Here is a 16,282-nt window from a genome sequence, read left to right on the forward strand (position 1 = left end):
CCCCGATGGTTGCCTCGCGGCACGGGAAGCGACAACCGTCACAGAGCGGTCTTCGTGCCACCCCACCCGTTCCCCGAACGGGGCGCGGTCCCTAGTCTGGCCCCTGACAAGACCATTGCGGGGCAACGTGAATCAGATGCAGGGCCGGCTCGTGGCGGGCCGTTACCGGCTCGGCGAGACCATCGGCAGCGGCGGCATGGGCCGGGTGTGGCGCGCACACGACGAGGTACTCCACCGGGCCGTCGCCATCAAGGAGTTGACCGCGGCGCACTACGTCTCCGAGAGCGACCAGGCCATTCTGCTGGCGCGCACCCGGGGCGAGGCGCGTGCGGCCGCGCGGATCAACCACTCGGCCGTCGTCACCGTGCACGACGTCCTCGAGCACGACGGCCGGCCGTGGATCGTGATGGAGCTGGTCGAGGGCCGCTCGCTGGCCGACGCGGTCAAGGAGGACGAACGCGTCGCACCGCGGGAGGCGGCCCGGGTCGGCCTGTGGGTGCTGCGCGCCCTGCGTGCCGCCCACACCGCCGGTGTCCTGCACCGCGACGTCAAGCCCGGCAACGTCCTGCTCGCCGACGACGGACGGGTGCTGCTCACCGACTTCGGCATCGCGCAGATCGAGGGCGACAGCACCATCACCCGCACCGGCGAGGTCGTCGGCTCCGTGGACTACCTGGCGCCCGAGCGGGTGCGCGGCCACGATCCCGGCCCCTCCTCCGACCTGTGGGCGCTCGGCGCGACGCTGTACACCGCGGTGGAGGGCAGGTCGCCGTTCCGCCGCACCTCGCCGCTGTCCACGATGCAGGCCGTCGTCGAGGAGGAGGCCACCGAGCCCCTGCACGCCGGCCCGCTCGCGCCCGTCATCAGCGCCCTGCTGCGCAAGGACCCGGCCGACCGGCCCGACGCCACCCTGGCCGAGCAGCTGCTCGGCCAGGCGGCGGAGGGACGGCGCCCCGACGCGGCGCAGGCGTACGTTCCGACGCGGTACTCCGGCACCGGGCACGCGCCCCCTCCCGCCCACCCGGCGCCGCCGGGCACGGCCGGGCAGACGCCGTACGCGCCGGTGACCGGCCCGACGGCCGTGGGGCACGCGGCGACGGGCCCCGGGTCCGGCGTCACGGTGAGCGGCGGTACGCCGGCCATGGGGTATCCGCCCGCCGGTCACACCGGCGGCGCTCCCGTCCGGCCCCGGCGCCGCCTGCGGACGCTCGCCCTGGTGGTCGCCGTCGCGGCCCTCGTCGGCGTGGGCACGGCCGTGCTGCTCCAGGCGTGGGACAGGGGCGGGGAGACGGACCGCGGTACGGCCGTCGGCCAGTCGCCCTCCCCGTCCGCCTCCGCCTCCGGCTCGCCCTCCGCCTCCGCTTCCCCCTCCGCGGACGGAAAGCCCACGGGCTCCGTCCCGGCCGACTGGGTCCGCCACGACGACCCACTGGGTTTCAGCCTCTCCCTGCCCCCGGGCTGGGAGCGGGAGGAGCTCACCACCGACGGCACTTTCCAGCAGGTCGATTACACGCCCGACGGCGGCAAGCACTTCGTCCGCATCGCCATCGACGAGTCACCGGACTTCGCCAGTGCCAAGGCGCACCAGGAAGACCTCGAACAACAGCTTCAGGGGCTGGTCGGCTACGAGCGGGCGACCATGGAGGAGAACACCTACCGCGACTGCAAGGGGTCGCTGTGGGAGTACACCTGGACGGCGCTGGCCAAGGACCCGCCCTATGTCGCGGGGCCGCGTCACGCCGTCGAGGAGATGTACTTCTCGCGGGACGGTGCCGAGTACGCGATCTACATGTCGTCGCCCGAGCGGGACTGGGTGACGACGAACGAGCAGTTCAAATGGATCCTGCAGAGCTGGCAACAACCGGATCGGGCTGCCTAGTCCACTCCCGCCGACCTTGTGGCGCGGCGTACGCCGGGCATGCCTGAGGACGACGGGACGGGCGAGCCCGGCCGAGTTCGTGGCGGCCGGTCCTCGGACGGCGGCGGCCGGGAGCACGGCCGACCGTCCGGCCGCGCAGCGCCGCGGCGTCCGTCGGTTGTCGGCCACCCGGTGTTCCGGGCCGGAGTCGGTGCGTCCGGGTGGGGCATGATGGGTCGCATGGTGACCCAGGGGTCGGGCGGGCGTGTCGTCGCTGGCCGTTACCGTCTCCATGAGCGGCTCGGCCGCGGCGGCATGGGCATCGTGTGGCGGGCGACCGACCAACTGCTCGCCCGTCAGGTGGCCGTCAAGGCGCTCCCGCGCGACGAGACCCTCTCCGCCGCGGAGGCCCGGCGGCGCCGCGAACGCACCCTGCGGGAGGCCCGCGCGGTCGCACAGCTGCGGCACCCGCACGTCATCGTCGTCCATGACGTCGTCGAGGACGACGAACGCGCCTACATGGTCATGGAGTTCGTCGACGGGGGCTCGCTCGCCGACCGCGTCACCGGCCACGGCCCGGTCGACGCCCCCGAGGCCGCCCGGATCGGCGTCGCTCTGCTCGGTGCCCTGCGCACCGCGCACGCGGCCGGGATCCTGCACCGGGACGTGAAACCGTCCAACGTGCTGGTCGCCGAGGACGGCCGGGTCGTCCTCACCGACTTCGGCGTCGCCCAGGTCGCGGGCGCCACCACGCTCACCGAGACCGGCTCCTTCGTCGGCTCGCCCGAGTACACCGCCCCCGAGCGGATGTCCGGCGCCGGGACCGGACCGGAGTCCGACCTGTGGTCGCTGGGCGTGCTGCTGTGCGCCGTCCTCAGCGGCGCGTCGCCCTTCCACCGCGACTCGCTCGGCGGCGTCCTGCACGCCGTGGTCTCCGAGGAGATCCGCCCGCCCGCGCAGGCCGCGCCGATCCTGCCCGTCGTCCGGGGGCTGCTGGAACGCGACCCGGCCCGCCGTCTGGACGCAGCCGAGGCGGAACGGATGCTGAGCGCCTTCCTGGCCACGGGCCGCACCCCCGCACCCTCCCGCGAGAACGAGCCGCGGTACTCCACGCGCGGCGTGCTGCTGGCGGTCCTCCTGGTCGCGGCGGCGGCCGGCGCGGGCATCTCCGCGGCGGCGCTGCTCGCGGACGCCGGCGACGGCGGCGGCGGTGCGCCGGCGACGTCCGTGCCCGGGACCCCGACGACCGCGTCCCCGCCCGTCTCGACGCCCGGGCTCGGGCCCGTGCCCTCCGACGTGCCCCCCGGGGTGCCGACCGCCACGGTCACCGTGACCCGCCGGGCGACGGGGCCGGCATCGGCGAACACGCCCAAATAGGAGATAAGCGCCGACCCGCGTCACGGGTCTGTGACCGCGGTCCGCGGGCGGTGGATATCGGCGCGTCCGGCGCGATATGGATGGTCCATGAGCGACAACGGGGGAACCGGAAGCGGGCCGGACGAGCCGACGAGTTTTGCCCTGCGGCCGCCGGATCCACCCGCCGCCGTACCGCATCCCGGCAACCCGTACGCGGCGCCCGCGCAGGTCGGGCCGCCGCGGTCGCCGGCACCCTCCGGGCCGGCGCCGGAGCCGGAGCCCGCGCGGGCGCCCGCGCCGGAGCCGGGTACGGGCCGGCTGATCGCGGGCCGCTACCGGCTGGTCGCCAAGCTCGGGCACGGCGGCATGGGCACCGTCTGGCGGGCGCAGGACGAGACCGTGGACCGCGAGGTCGCCGTCAAGGAGCCCCGCGTCCCCGACCACCTCCCCGAGCGCGAACGGGCCAACGCCTTCGAGCGGATGCGCCGCGAGGCGCGCGCCGCGGCCAGGCTCGACCACCCGGCCGTGGTCGACGTGCACGACGTGGCGGTGGTGGACGGCCGGCCGTGGATCGTGATGGAGCTGGTGCGGGGCCGCTCGCTGGGCGACGCGCTGCAGGAGGGCACGCTGGGCGCGCGCGAGGCGGCCCGGATCGGCCTGGAGGTCCTCGGCGCGCTGGAGGCCGCGCACGCGGCGGGCATCCTGCACCGGGACGTGAAGCCCGACAACGTCCTGCTCGGCCGGTACGACCGGGTCGTCCTCACCGACTTCGGCATCGCCCGGATCGAGGGCGAGACCAACCTGACCGACACCGGCGGCTTCGTCGGCTCGCCCGAGTACATCGCCCCCGAGCGGGTGCTGGGCCAGCGTCCCGGCCCGGCGAGCGACCTGTGGTCGCTGGGCGTGGTGCTGTACGCGGCGACGGAGGGCGTCTCGCCGTTCCGCCGCAGCAACACCCCCGCCACGCTCCAGTCGGTGCTCAACGCCGTGCCGGCGCCGCCCGCCTCCGCGCGGGGCCCGCTGGCCGAGGTGATCACGGGGCTGCTGGACAAGGATCCGGCACGCCGTCCGGACGCCGCCCGGGTGCGGGCCCTGCTGGAAGCCGCCGCGAACCCGCCCGCGCCGCAGCCCACGCAGGTCGTGCGGGCGCCCGCGCCGGGCGGACGCGGCATCCGGTTCGGCCGCAAGACGTGGGCCGGCCTGGCCGCGGCCGTCGTCGCCGCGGCGGTGGCGGGGTACCTGGTGATCGCGGACCCGTTCGCGGGGCCGATGCCCGACGGCTGGACGACCCCGCACGAGAAGCAGCTCGCCGCCACCCTGGCGGTGCCCGACGGCTACCAGCGGACCGTGTCCGACGACGCCGCCGAGCACTGGGTCACCTACACCGACTGGAGCGGCAGCATCTGGATCGGCCTGACCCTGGACAGGAAGGCGGAGGACACCGGCGGCAACATCGCGGCCTCCGCCGCGGCCGAGATGTACGAGGACGACGGGACGTTCGAGAAGAGCGGGGAGTACCGGCTCTCCATGCCCGAGAACCCGACGACCGACCCCCGGGAGACCACGTACAGGGGGCAGAAGTCCGCCGAGAACACGGTCGTCTACACCACCACCGACAGCCAGAACCCCCGCCCGCGCGAGCTGCGGATCTTCTACTACCGGACGACCGCCGGCGACATGTACAAGCTCACCGTCGCCTATCCGGGCAAGGGTGACTTCACCGAGCGGGGGCGCGAGGTGGCGAGGACGGCCGTCGCTCATCTGGACATCGACGGAACCTGAGCGCTCCGCCCGCACAACGCCCTGATCAGCGCGTTTGTTGCCAGTGATCGCTGGCGCCGTGTGAGCACTCGGTGAATCCCCGTTACCGACGGGTACACAAAGCCCGCGCGGCGGCATACCCTGCGGCTCATGACGGACGCGCAGGCCCCGGAGACCACCGGCACCAACCCCCTCGCCCCCGCCCCGGCGGGTGCCCGCACCGCGGCCGACGTGGTGACCCCCGAGCTGGTGGCCCAGCTCACCAAGGGCGTCGCCGGCTCCGGCCGGACCGCCAACCACACGCCGTTCACCGGCGAGAAGCTGGCCGACCTGCCCGAGTCGACGCCCGAGGACGTGGCCGGGGCCTTCGAGCGGGCCCGCGCCGCGCAGGCCGTGTGGGCCAGGACACCGGTGCGGCAGCGCGCCGCCGTCCTGCTGCGCTTCCACGACCTGGTCCTGGAGCGGCAGGCCGAGGTACTCGACCTCATCCAGCTGGAGACCGGCAAGGCCCGCCTGCACGCCCACGAGGAGGTCCAGGCCGTCGCCGTCGCCGCCCGGCACTACGGCCGCCGTGCCGCCGCGTACCTGAAGGCCAAGCGGCACACCGGCGCCATCCCGACCCTGACGAAGGTCACCGAACTGCGCCACCCGCGCGGGGTCGTCGGCCAGATCGCCCCCTGGAACTACCCCCTGGAGCTGTCCGTCGGCGACGCGCTCCCCGCGTTCGCCGCGGGCAACGCGGTCGTCATGAAGCCCGACACCGAGACCTGCCTGACCGCCCTGTGGGCCCGTGACCTCCTCATCGAGGCCGGGCTGCCGGCGGAGGTCTTCCAGGTCGTCCTCGGTGACGGCCCGGTCGTCGGCCCCGAGGTCGTCAGGCACGCCGACTACGTCTCCTTCACCGGCTCCACCCGCACCGGCCGCGAGGTCGCCCAGGGCGCCGCCGCCCGCCTGGTCGGCGTCTCCCTCGAACTCGGCGGCAAGAACGCCATGCTGGTGCTCGAGGACGCCGACGTCGAGAAGGCCGCCGCGGGCGCCGTCCGCGCCTGCTTCTCCTCCGCCGGCCAGCTCTGCATCTCCATCGAGCGGCTCTACGTCCACGAGTCGGTCGCCGACGCCTTCCTGGAGCGCTTCGCCGCCCGCACGCGGGCGATGCGGCTCGGCACCTCCCTCGCCTACGGCGCCGACATGGGCTCGCTGGTGGGCGAGCGGCAGCTCGAGACCGTCGAACGGCACGTGAAGGACGCCGTCGCGCACGGCGCGAAGCTGGTCGCCGGCGGGGTCGCCCGCCCGGACATCGGCCCGTACTTCTACGAGCCGACCATCCTCGACGGGGTCGGGGCCCCCATGGCCGTGTGCACCGAGGAGACCTTCGGCCCGGTCGTCTCCGTCTACCGCTTCACGACCGAGGACGAGGCGGTCGAGCACGCCAACGCCACGCCGTACGGCCTGAACTCCTCGGTGTGGACGAAGGACGCCCGGCGCGGCCGGGACGTCGCCGCGCGGCTGCGCACCGGCACCGTCAACATCAACGAGGGGTACGCGCCCGCCTACGGCAGCGTCCAGTCGCCGATGGGCGGCATGAAGGACTCCGGTCTCGGCCGCCGGCACGGCTCCGAGGGCATCCTCAAGTACACCGAGGCGCAGACCGTCGCCCACCAGAGGCTGCTGCCGATGGCGCCGTCGCTCGGCATGGACGACGAGTCGTACGCCCGGTTCATGAGCCGCAGTCTCCGGCTCATGAAGGCGTTCCGCTTCCGCTAGCCCCCAGTCCACCCCGTTCTCGACGAGGAGAGCACGTGTCGCAGGAGAAGTCCGTCCAGACCCGGGACGAGAACGGGTACGACTACGACGTCGTCGTGGTGGGTTCCGGCTTCGGCGGATCGGTGTCCGCCCTCCGCCTGACGGAGAAGGGCTACCGGGTCGGCGTCCTGGAGGCGGGCCGCCGCTTCGTGCCGGCGTCGCTGCCCAGGAACTCCTGGGACCTCAAGAACTACCTGTGGGCTCCGAAGCTCGGCATGTACGGCATCCAGCGCATCCACCTGCTCGGCAACGTCATGGTGCTGGCGGGCGCCGGGGTCGGCGGCGGCTCCCTCAACTACGCCAACACCCTCTACGTGCCGCCGAAGCCCTTCTTCGAGGACCCCCAGTGGCGTGACATCACCGACTGGCACGAGGAACTGACGCCGTACTACGACCAGGCCCGCCGCATGCTCGGCGTCCGCCTCAACCCGACGATGACCCCCTCCGACGTGCACCTGAAGGCCGCCGCCGAACGGATGGGCGTCGGCGACACCTTCCACATGGCACCGGTCGGCGTCTTCTTCGGCGACGGCCAGGACGCCGACGGGACGGTGAAGGCCGAGCCGGGCGAGCGGGTGCCCGATCCCTACTTCGGCGGCGTGGGCCCGGACCGCAAGGCCTGCCACGAGTGCGGCGAGTGCATGACCGGCTGCCGGCACGGCGCGAAGAACACCCTCAACGAGAACTACCTGTACCTCGCCGAGAAGGCGGGCGCGGTCGTCCACCCGATGACCACGGTCGTCTCGGTCACCGACGACTCACGCGGCGGCTTCGCCGTCGCCACGCTCCCCACCGACCGGAGGAAGAAGGGCGCCGGCCGCACCTTCACGGCCCGCCGCGTCGTCATCGCCGCCGGCACCTACGGCACCCAGACGCTGCTGCACCGCATGAAGGCGAACCGCCAGCTGCCCCACCTCTCCGACAGGCTCGGCGAGCTGACCCGCACCAACTCCGAGGCCCTGGTCGGCGCCCAGACCGACGACCGGCGCTACCGCAGGGCCACCGGGGAGCCACGGGCCGACTTCACGCGCGGCGTCGCCATCACGTCGTCCGTCCACCCGGACGCCAACACCCACATCGAGCCGGTGCGTTACGGCAAGGGCTCCAACTCGATGGGCGGCCTGTCCATCCTCCAGGTCCCGTACGCCGGTGAGACCGCCTCGGGCGCCACGCGCGTCCTGGGCTTCCTGGGCCGGGCCGCCCGGCACCCGGTGCACGTCCTGCGCTCCCTGTCCAACCGCAAGTGGTCGGAGCGGACCATCATCGGCCTGGTGATGCAGTCGCTGGACAACTCCCTGACGACGCACCTGAAGCCCACGGGGGTCGGCAAGGGCCTGCTCACCGCCCGCCAGGGCCACGGCTCGCCCAACCCCAAGCAGATCAAGGCGGCGACGGACGGGGCCTCCGCCCTGGCGGCGGAGATCAACGGCTTCGCCGGCTCCAACGTCGGCGAGCTGATGGGCACCCCGCTCACCGCGCACTTCCTCGGCGGCTGCCCGATCGGCGACTCCCGGGAGACCGGCGTCATCGACCCCTACCACCGCCTCTACGGCCACCCCGGCATCTCCGTCGTCGACGGCGCCGCGGTCTCCGCCAACCTGGGCGTCAACCCGTCCCTGACCATCACGGCCCAGGCCGAGCGGGCGATGGCGTTCTGGCCCAACAAGGGCGAGGAGGACCCGCGTCCGGCGCAGGGCGCGGCGTACGAGCGCCTGGCTCCCGTCGAGCCCAGGTCCCCCGCGGTCCCGGCGGAGGCCTTCGGCGCGCTGCGGCTGCCGTTCCTCGGGATGCCGGCGGTGCCGCCGAAGAAGTAGCGCCCGCCGCGAACGAGAAGGACCTGCGCCCCCCTCCGAGCGCAGGTCCTTCCTGTCTTGCGTCAAGCCGTGTGCGTCAGCCCTTACGCCTCGGCACCGGTCTTGCGGCGCCGGACGACGAACACGGCACCGCCGCCGACGAGGACGGCGAGACCGCCGGCCAGACCGATCATCGGCATCGCGGAGCTGGAACCGGTCTCGGCGAGGCTTCCGGTGACCTCCGGCGTGGTGGTCGCCGGCTTCTGGTCGGTGACGGGCGCCTTGCCGCCTTCCTGCGGCTTGGTGCCGTCCGTGTCCGTGCCGGAGGCGACGATCTGGAACTTGTACGCCACGTCGCCGTAGCCGGTGCACTCGCCGTCGGCGTCGCCGTAGATGGTCGCGCCGAGCGTGAAGCCGGCGCCGACCGGGGCGCTCGCCTTCACGTTGACGCGCATCGGGATGTCGACCTCGTAGTCGGGCTCGAGGACGGTGGTGAAGCCGACGTACCCGGCCGCGTAGTCGGTCTCGTCCAGGTCTTCCCAGACCTTGTCGTCCGGGTCCCAGGCCTGGAGGCTGACCTGCTTGTTCTTGAACAGGTTCTCGCCGTCGGCGTCGGAGGAGGCGCCGGCGAAGTAGTCCAGGTCCTCGAGCGTGGAGTCGGAGTTGTTGGCCACGTTCAGCGAGAACTTGTGCCAGCCGCTGCCCGCAGCGATCTTGCCGGGCAGGCCCGAGATGCTGACGTCGACCTTGGTGTCCTCGCACAGGGACGGCTCGGGGGCCGGGGTCTCCGTCTCCTCGGGAGCGGAGGTGGTCGGCGCCGGCGTCGTGGGAGCGGAGGTGGTGGTCTCCGACGCGCCGGGGGTGGGAGCGGTCTCGGTGGCCGTCTGGCTGGGTTGGGTGGTGACGGGGTCGCTCGGCGCGGGCGGGGTCGCCGTCTCGGACTCCGTGGTGGTCGGGGCCGGGGACTCGGTCTCCTCGCCCGCGGGAGTGCTGGAGGAGGCGGACGGCGCCGGCGGGTCGTCGGTCGCGTAGGCGGCGGGTGCCGCGAGCAGCGCCAAGGGGGCTATCACTGCCGTGGCAGCCGCTGCGGCCATGGCGCGACGAAGCTTCATGAAGACCTCGGGATGTCCGGCGTGCCGCGTGGCGCGGCACGGAGGGCGAGTCAGGAGAGGCCTCCGCGTGTGGGGCGCGGGTCGGCCCTTGGTTCATCTGTTCGACGTGTTTGATCAGCGAGGGCGGTGAATGGTTGTCCCCGGACTCACAGAATTCTTATGTGGCCTGCGTCACGCCCTCGAAAGATCGTCCGCACCCCCGCTTTTCGGTTGAATGTGCCGGTCCACGAGGGACGACAGGGTGGGGGGATCGTGCGAGGAGTGGCAGCGGACGGGACGGGCGGCGGCGGAGCCGGCGGTGCCGGGCCGGTGGTGTGGTGGGCGGCCGCCGCGCTCACCGTCCTGTGCGTCACCGGGTGTTCGGCCGGCGGTGACACGGATTCCGGACGTCCGTCCGGCGGCGGGAGGACACCGGCGAGCGCGGCGCCGTCGGTGAGCGCCCCGGGAGCGGCCCGTTCGCCGGAGCCCGGCCCGGCCTCCGCGTCGCCCGGCCCGGTGCGGTCGACGCCCGCCGCGACGCCGGAGAAGACCGCGGCCGCGCGGCCGGCGCCGTCCTCGGGGGCGCGCGGGACGGGGTCCACCGGCTCGGGAGCGACCGGCGGCACGACGGACCGCGGCGGCTCGTCCGGTACGGGCGGCACACGCGCCACGACCGGCTCGGGCGGCTCGGGCGGTACGTCCGGCGGCGGTGCCGGAGGGGCGGAGAAGCAGGAGGACGTGCCGCAGAACCCCAACCGCGGGTCCGACCCCCCGCCCGCGCCCCCGCGCCCGACCCCCACGCCCGACTGGACGTCGGCGGAGTGGCGGCCCGGCGACCCGGTCGAGTCGGTCCCCGGGGCCATGGGGCAGTAGGGCGCGGCGGCAGGCGGAGGGCCCCGCGGGACGTGTCCGCGGGGCCCTTTCACGACCGGCACCGACGTCAGGGAAGCGCCGGTGCCCGGGTGGCGGCGCCGGGGGGTCGCGCCGCCGGTCCTCCGCCCCGCGGCCCCGGCGGTGCGCCGGTGCGGGGCGATGCGGTGGGGGAACGTACGGGGGACTCGGGGCCGTACGGAATCGTGCTCGACGGGGGGTGGGCGCCGCGACCGTCCGGCCCGGGGGTCGGGCTTTTCCCGCCGGCCGGCCCCGGGCGTCCCCGGAGCCGGCCGTTCTCATGGGTGACCGGGCTGCTGTCCCCTGCCCGTCCGGTCACTTCCTGGAGCGAGGTCCCACGGCGTACGGCGATCCGTACGCCTCATCGCCCCAGCGAGCCACGCGTGGTTCTCATCGGGCCCGCCCCTGGCTGGCACGGACACCGGGACCAACGAAGCGTTCCGCGCGGCGGTCACGCACCGTACGGGTGAGAGTGCGCCCGAACTCAGATGCGACCCCGGCACAGCTCCAGCAGCGTCATCGCCAGCGCCGTGCCCGGCTTGCCCAGCGCCTCGCGGTAGTGGCCGAGGACGTCCATCTCGCGGGAGAGGTTCACGCGCCGGCCGCCGGACGTGATCCGCGCCTCCTGGATGACCGCGGAGACGGCCATCCGTTCCTGGATCAGCCCGATGATCCGGTCGTCGAGCGCGTCGATGCGCTCACGGGCGCCGGTGATCACGCCGGCCGCCTCGGTCGTGCGGGCGCCGGTCTTGTCTGCGGTGGTGACGGTCATCTCGGGGGCTCCTCGCCGGGGTGGGCGGTGCCCCGGGGCCGGCAGGGCCCGGAAACGACAGGCGCCCCGGACCTTGTCGGCCCGGGGCGCCTGGGAAGTCGCTTGTCAGTTGCTCAAGCAGCACGACCATGGCAGCCGGTGGGCCGGTTGCCATAGGTAAAGACGAAGGTCTGGTGCGTGAGCATGGGCCCAGTATGCCCCGGGAACGGACCGTGTCCAAGCAGGTTCGCATGGTGGGACGCGGAGCCGGATGCGGCGGGGGCACCGCGGCGGGACGTCCCACCTGCCCGTCTCGGTAGACTCGGAGGCACAAGACCCCCGCCCGACCGCCGGAAGGCACCCCGTGTCATCAGCGACTCCCGCTGCCGCCGCCCCCGACACCGTCCTGGTCGTCGACTTCGGTGCGCAGTACGCCCAGCTCATCGCCCGTCGCGTCCGCGAGGCGCGGGTCTACAGCGAGATCGTGCCGAGCTCCATGCCGGTCGAGGAGATGCTCGCCAAGAACCCGGCGGCCATCATCCTCTCCGGTGGCCCGTCGTCCGTGTACGAGCCGGGCGCCCCGACCGTCGACCGCGCCCTGTTCGAGGCGGGCGTCCCCGTCTTCGGCATGTGCTACGGCTTCCAGCTCATGGCGCAGACCCTCGGCGGCACCGTCGACAACTCCGGCGCCCGCGAGTACGGCCGCACCGAGCTGTCGGTCTCCAAGCCGTCCTCCACCCTCTTCGAGGGCACCCCGGCCGAGCAGCCCGTGTGGATGTCGCACGGCGACGCCTGCTCCGCCGCCCCCGAGGGCTTCACCGTCACCGGCTCCACCTCCGTGGTCCCGGTCGCCGCCTTCGAGAACGACGAGAAGAAGCTCTACGGCGTGCAGTACCACCCCGAGGTGATGCACTCCACGCACGGGCAGCAGGTGCTGGAGCACTTCCTGTACCGGGGCGCCGGCCTGGCCCCCGACTGGACCACGGGCAACGTGATCGAGGAGCAGGTCGCGGCCATCCGCGAGCAGGTCGGCGACCGGCGCGCCATCTGCGGCCTGTCCGGCGGCGTGGACTCCGCCGTCGCCGCCGCCCTCGTCCAGAAGGCCATCGGCTCCCAGCTCACCTGCGTCTACGTCGACCACGGCCTGATGCGCAAGGGCGAGACCGAGCAGGTCGAGAAGGACTTCGTCGCCGCGACCGGCGTCCAGCTGAAGGTCGTGGACGCCGAGGAGCGGTTCCTGAAGGCGCTCGCCGGGGTCTCCGACCCCGAGGAGAAGCGGAAGATCATCGGCCGCGAGTTCATCCGCGTCTTCGAGCAGGCCCAGGCGGAGATCATCGCCGACGAGGGCCCGGCCGTGGAGTTCCTGGTCCAGGGCACCCTGTACCCGGACGTGGTCGAGTCCGGCGGCGGCACCGGTGCCGCGAACATCAAGTCCCACCACAACGTGGGCGGCCTGCCCGAGGACCTCGAGTTCAAGCTGATCGAGCCGCTGCGCAAGCTGTTCAAGGACGAGGTCCGCATGGTCGGCCAGGAGCTCGGCCTTCCCGAGGAGATCGTCCAGCGCCAGCCGTTCCCCGGCCCGGGCCTCGGCATCCGCATCGTCGGCGAGGTCACCAAGGAGCGGCTCGACCTGCTCCGCGAGGCCGACGCCATCGCCCGCGAGGAGCTGACGGCGGCCGGTCTCGACCGCGACATCTGGCAGTGCCCCGTGGTGCTGCTCGCCGACGTCCGCTCGGTCGGCGTCCAGGGCGACGGCCGCACCTACGGCCACCCGATCGTGCTGCGCCCCGTCTCCTCCGAGGACGCGATGACGGCCGACTGGTCGCGCCTGCCGTACGAGGTCCTCGGCAAGATCTCCACCCGCATCACCAACGAGGTCAAGGACGTCAACCGCGTGGTCCTCGACGTCACCTCGAAGCCGCCGGGCACCATCGAGTGGGAGTAGTCCCGGCGGTCAGGTCCGTCTGAGCTCGCGCACCGGCTCACCGGGCCTCCAGACCTGGGCGACGAGGTAGGTGTCGTCCTCGACGAAGGTCCGTACGACCTCCGTCAGCTCGGTGCGGAAGAGGTGGAACGGCTGCGGCGGTTCCACCTCTTCCACGTATCCGCCCTTGGTCGCGGGGTCCTCGACCTCGACGGCCCGCCCGCAGATCCGGACGTCGCCGCCGTCCATGCCGGTGCCCTCCCCGGGGTTCGCCTGGAGCGCGAAGCGCGGGTCGCGGCGCAGGTCGAGCGCCTTGAGCGAGCCGTGCATCATGCCGAGCCACAGCTCGCCGCCGAGGAAGCGCACCTCCAGGCCCGAGGTGCGGGGCGAGCCGTCCCGGCGCAGGGTCGCGAGCGTGTGGTGCCGGTGCGCGCCGAAGCGGGCCTCGACGAGGGCGGCGAGTTCGGGTTCGGCGGCCGTGAAGAAGGCCCAGTCCGCGGTGCTCGGTGTCATACGAGGAGTGTGGCGCCCGTCCCCGACATCCTCTGTCGGGTATTCCGCCCGGCGCGCCCGCGCCGCGGGGCTCCCGGCGGGCGTCAGGCGCCGCCCCGGAAACCCCGGAGCACGGCCGCCTTCGTCGCCGCGAACTCGTCGTCCGTGAGCACGCCGCCGCGGTGCAGCTCGCCCAGCTCGCGCAGCCGGCGCAGCAGCACGTCGTGATGTCCGGCGGGGGCCGCTCCCCGCACGGTCTCCCCGGACTCCCCGTCACCGGGGCCCGGGCGCGTCGACGGGTGCGGGAGCCGGGCCGTGACCGCGGCGGCGACCAGCGCGGTGAGCAGGTCGCGGCGGGCGTTGCCCCACAGGTCCAGGGCGTTCGGGTCCTTCTCCGGCGGCAGCCCGGAGATCCCCCCGTCCCGCGTCACGAACCGCAGGAAGCCGTCCGCGCGGCCGGAGCCGGGCAGCCACTCGACGCGGACCAGGTCGCCGACGCCGATGATCCGCGGGCCGGCGGCGCGCTTGACCCGGTCCGAGGTGTCGGCCCAGTCGATGCGCACCTCGCCGCCGTCGAAGGAGACGGTGCCGTCCGAGGAACGGACCGAGACCGGCACCGGCGGCCCCGGCAGCAGGTAGGCCCGGACGGGCTCCTCGGGGATCCGGTCGAGCAGCAGCGCGCGGCGGACCTCCTCGGCGACGTACTCGGCCACCCCGCAGCGGTCGGCGTCCACCACCAGCCGGTACGGGTCCGCCGCGTCGGGCAGCCGTCCGCCGGTCGCCTGGAGCAGCGGATCGGCGCCCTCGCGCAGCCGCAGACGCAGCCGGCCGCCTCCGCGCCCGGGTGCGAAGACGACGCCCGCGACCGCCTCCAGCGGGACGGAGACCTCCCCGTACGTCTGCCGGAACAGCGGCACCGAGCGGTGGAGACCCGGCGTGATCCGGACCGTGCTGCCGTCGAACGCCCAGGTCCCGTCGCGCTGGATGATCTCGGCCATGACGGGATTCTCGCAGCCGGGTCAACACGGCGGTTCGCGCGTCACCCGCGCTGAGCAGAGGGGACCGGGGCCGCCGGGCGCACGAGGCGTCGCGTACGGCACAATTCGCTGTCGTCACAGGGGACTTACGGGTGCCGGCGCATGCGTGAGCCGCGGGTGTTTCGGCAGGTTTCGGGAAGGCGGGCGTCGGGCGTGGCGGTGCAGGAGGCGAGACGCGGGAGCGGCTCGGGCAGGGGCGCGTACGAGGGGCCGCACGGCGGCGGCTGCACGTGCGGGGACTGCCCGCACGGAGCCCGCGAGGGACACCGCAGGGCGGTCGCCGCGTTCCTGCTCAGACGGGACGAGTTCGCCGCCGGGCAGGGGCTGCCGGCCGCGGTGGCGCACTCGGCCTCGGCCTCCCGGCAGTGGGTCTCCGAGGAGCTGTCCCAGTCCGCGGAGGCCGTCGCCGAGCGCGGCCGGGCAGAGGGCGAGGCGTGGCTCGCGGGCCTGGGGCGCCGCACGTCCGTCGCCGTGTGGGCCGCGGTCGTGGTGCTGCTGCTCGCCCAGGCGCTCACCGCGGTCGGCGCCGGCTGGTCGGCGGCCCGCACCGCCGGGCTGGCGGCGGCCGTGGTCGTGGCCGGGGCGCTGACGGCGGCGTCCTGGTTCCACCGGGCGCGGGGCGGGGCACTGGCCCCGGTGATCGGCGAGGACAACCGCCTCTCCACGTCCCGCGCCGTGGCGGCGGCCTGGGTGCTCCTCGTCGCCTACGCGGTGCTCGTCCTGGCCGGTCAGCTTGCGGTGGCCTCGACACACGGGCGGCGGGACGCGCTGATCTCCGGGCTCGAACTCGCGCGCGGCGCCGGTGTGGTGACCGTGCTCGCGGTGGTGTGCGGGATCGCGGTGCTGGTGCGGCGCGTGGTCGGGCTGCGGGTGCTGGGGCAGCGGCTCCAGAAGGTGCGCGCCGACCGGCCGCGCGCGGCCGACCTGCTGACGGACGACGCCGGCCGCGGGACGTTCGCCGACATCCAGTACGTCGTGATCAGCGCGGTCGCCCTGGTGTTCGCGGCGGTCCGGCTGGCCCGGCGGCCGGAGCAGCTGCCCGACCTGCCGTGGGGGCTCGCCGTGGTGGTGCTGGTGTCGGCGGCGACCTACGTGGCCGGCAAGTACGCGGAGGGCGGCCGGCCGGTCGTCCTGTCCGTGGTCCGGGCGCGCGAGGCCGGTGACCTGGACGCCCCGATCCGCACCGGCGACGACATCGAGATCCGCGGCGCCGGCTTCGTGCCGCCGGGCGCCGATCGCGCGGACCGCCTGTCGCGCATGGTCGTCCGCATCGGCGCCGTCAACGTGCACGTGCCCCTGGTCCCCGTGACCGGCGGCTTCAGCAACCCGACGGACGCCCTGCTGACCGTGCCGGTGCCGGCGGACGTGGAACCGGGCCGGGTGGAGGTCCAGGTGATCACGGGCGCCGGCGTGGAGACGAACCGGTACGCGATCGACGTGACGGACTGACCGCCGTCCGGACCCCCGGCGTACGGCCACCTGTCGGAACCGACAGGAAGAAAACCCACCAGGATCGAGCGCGGCC

General features: G+C 74.0%; 12 protein-coding genes. 8 read left to right on the top strand and 4 right to left on the bottom strand.

Annotation, left to right across the window (positions count from 1 at the left end):
* The first annotated feature begins 136 nt into the window (after positions 1-136).
* The 5 genes from ACFWJB_RS06020 (at position 137) to ACFWJB_RS06040 (ending at position 8,592) form a co-directional block, all read left to right on the top strand.
* The gene (locus ACFWJB_RS06020) at positions 137-1,879 is read left to right on the top strand and encodes a serine/threonine-protein kinase (RefSeq protein ID WP_386920602.1); all 1,743 of its coding nucleotides are present in this window, start codon (positions 137-139) and stop codon (positions 1,877-1,879) included.
* A gap of 210 nt (positions 1,880-2,089) precedes the next feature.
* On the top strand, positions 2,090-3,235 hold the full coding sequence (locus ACFWJB_RS06025) for a serine/threonine-protein kinase (RefSeq protein ID WP_385459179.1): 1,146 nt from the start codon (positions 2,090-2,092) through the stop codon (positions 3,233-3,235).
* An 87-nt stretch (positions 3,236-3,322) separates the two neighbouring features.
* Positions 3,323-4,996 (top strand): protein kinase, encoded by a 1,674-nt coding sequence (locus ACFWJB_RS06030; protein WP_386920488.1) that lies wholly within the window; start codon positions 3,323-3,325, stop codon positions 4,994-4,996.
* Between the two features lie 129 nt (positions 4,997-5,125).
* A complete protein-coding gene (locus ACFWJB_RS06035) occupies positions 5,126-6,739 on the top strand; it encodes a succinic semialdehyde dehydrogenase (protein ID WP_385459120.1) in 1,614 nt (537 codons plus the stop codon).
* Positions 6,740-6,774: 35 nt separating this feature from the next.
* Entirely contained in the window at positions 6,775-8,592 is a 1,818-nt protein-coding gene (locus ACFWJB_RS06040) for a GMC oxidoreductase (protein ID WP_385459118.1), read from the top strand.
* 83 nt (positions 8,593-8,675) lie between these two features.
* Here the strand turns inward: ACFWJB_RS06040 and ACFWJB_RS06045 are convergent, their stop codons facing one another.
* Positions 8,676-9,665, bottom strand: coding sequence for an LAETG motif-containing sortase-dependent surface protein (locus tag ACFWJB_RS06045; RefSeq protein ID WP_386920490.1), 990 nt, complete (start codon positions 9,663-9,665; stop codon positions 8,676-8,678).
* A 279-nt stretch (positions 9,666-9,944) separates the two neighbouring features.
* Here ACFWJB_RS06045 and ACFWJB_RS06050 point away from each other — a divergent pair, with 279 nt between their 5' ends.
* Complete coding sequence (locus ACFWJB_RS06050; RefSeq protein WP_386920492.1) at positions 9,945-10,535, top strand: hypothetical protein; 591 nt, start codon at positions 9,945-9,947, stop codon at positions 10,533-10,535.
* A 502-nt stretch (positions 10,536-11,037) separates the two neighbouring features.
* Here the strand turns inward: ACFWJB_RS06050 and ACFWJB_RS06055 are convergent.
* Positions 11,038-11,325: a chorismate mutase gene (locus ACFWJB_RS06055; protein WP_385459112.1), complete on the bottom strand. Its 288-nt coding sequence runs from the start codon at positions 11,323-11,325 to the stop codon at positions 11,038-11,040.
* Positions 11,326-11,668: 343 nt separating this feature from the next.
* On the opposite strand from ACFWJB_RS06055, the gene guaA reads away from it, so the two are divergent.
* The gene (gene guaA / locus ACFWJB_RS06060; protein WP_385459110.1) at positions 11,669-13,249 is read left to right on the top strand and encodes a glutamine-hydrolyzing GMP synthase; all 1,581 of its coding nucleotides are present in this window, start codon (positions 11,669-11,671) and stop codon (positions 13,247-13,249) included.
* Positions 13,250-13,258: 9 nt separating this feature from the next.
* On the opposite strand, the gene ACFWJB_RS06065 is transcribed toward guaA, so the two are convergent.
* Both ACFWJB_RS06065 and ACFWJB_RS06070 read right to left on the bottom strand, forming a co-directional pair.
* A complete protein-coding gene (locus ACFWJB_RS06065) occupies positions 13,259-13,741 on the bottom strand; it encodes a pyridoxamine 5'-phosphate oxidase family protein (protein ID WP_385459108.1) in 483 nt (160 codons plus the stop codon).
* A gap of 83 nt (positions 13,742-13,824) precedes the next feature.
* Positions 13,825-14,718: a DUF4429 domain-containing protein gene (locus tag ACFWJB_RS06070; protein ID WP_386920495.1), complete on the bottom strand. Its 894-nt coding sequence runs from the start codon at positions 14,716-14,718 to the stop codon at positions 13,825-13,827.
* A 192-nt stretch (positions 14,719-14,910) separates the two neighbouring features.
* Here ACFWJB_RS06070 and ACFWJB_RS06075 point away from each other — a divergent pair, with 192 nt between their 5' ends.
* Positions 14,911-16,206: a hypothetical protein gene (locus ACFWJB_RS06075; RefSeq protein WP_386920497.1), complete on the top strand. Its 1,296-nt coding sequence runs from the start codon at positions 14,911-14,913 to the stop codon at positions 16,204-16,206.
* Positions 16,207-16,282: the final 76 nt, after the last annotated feature.

Origin of the sequence: Streptomyces sp. NPDC127100, from assembly GCF_042724095.1 — a bacterium.
Taxonomy (GTDB): domain Bacteria; phylum Actinomycetota; class Actinomycetes; order Streptomycetales; family Streptomycetaceae; genus Streptomyces.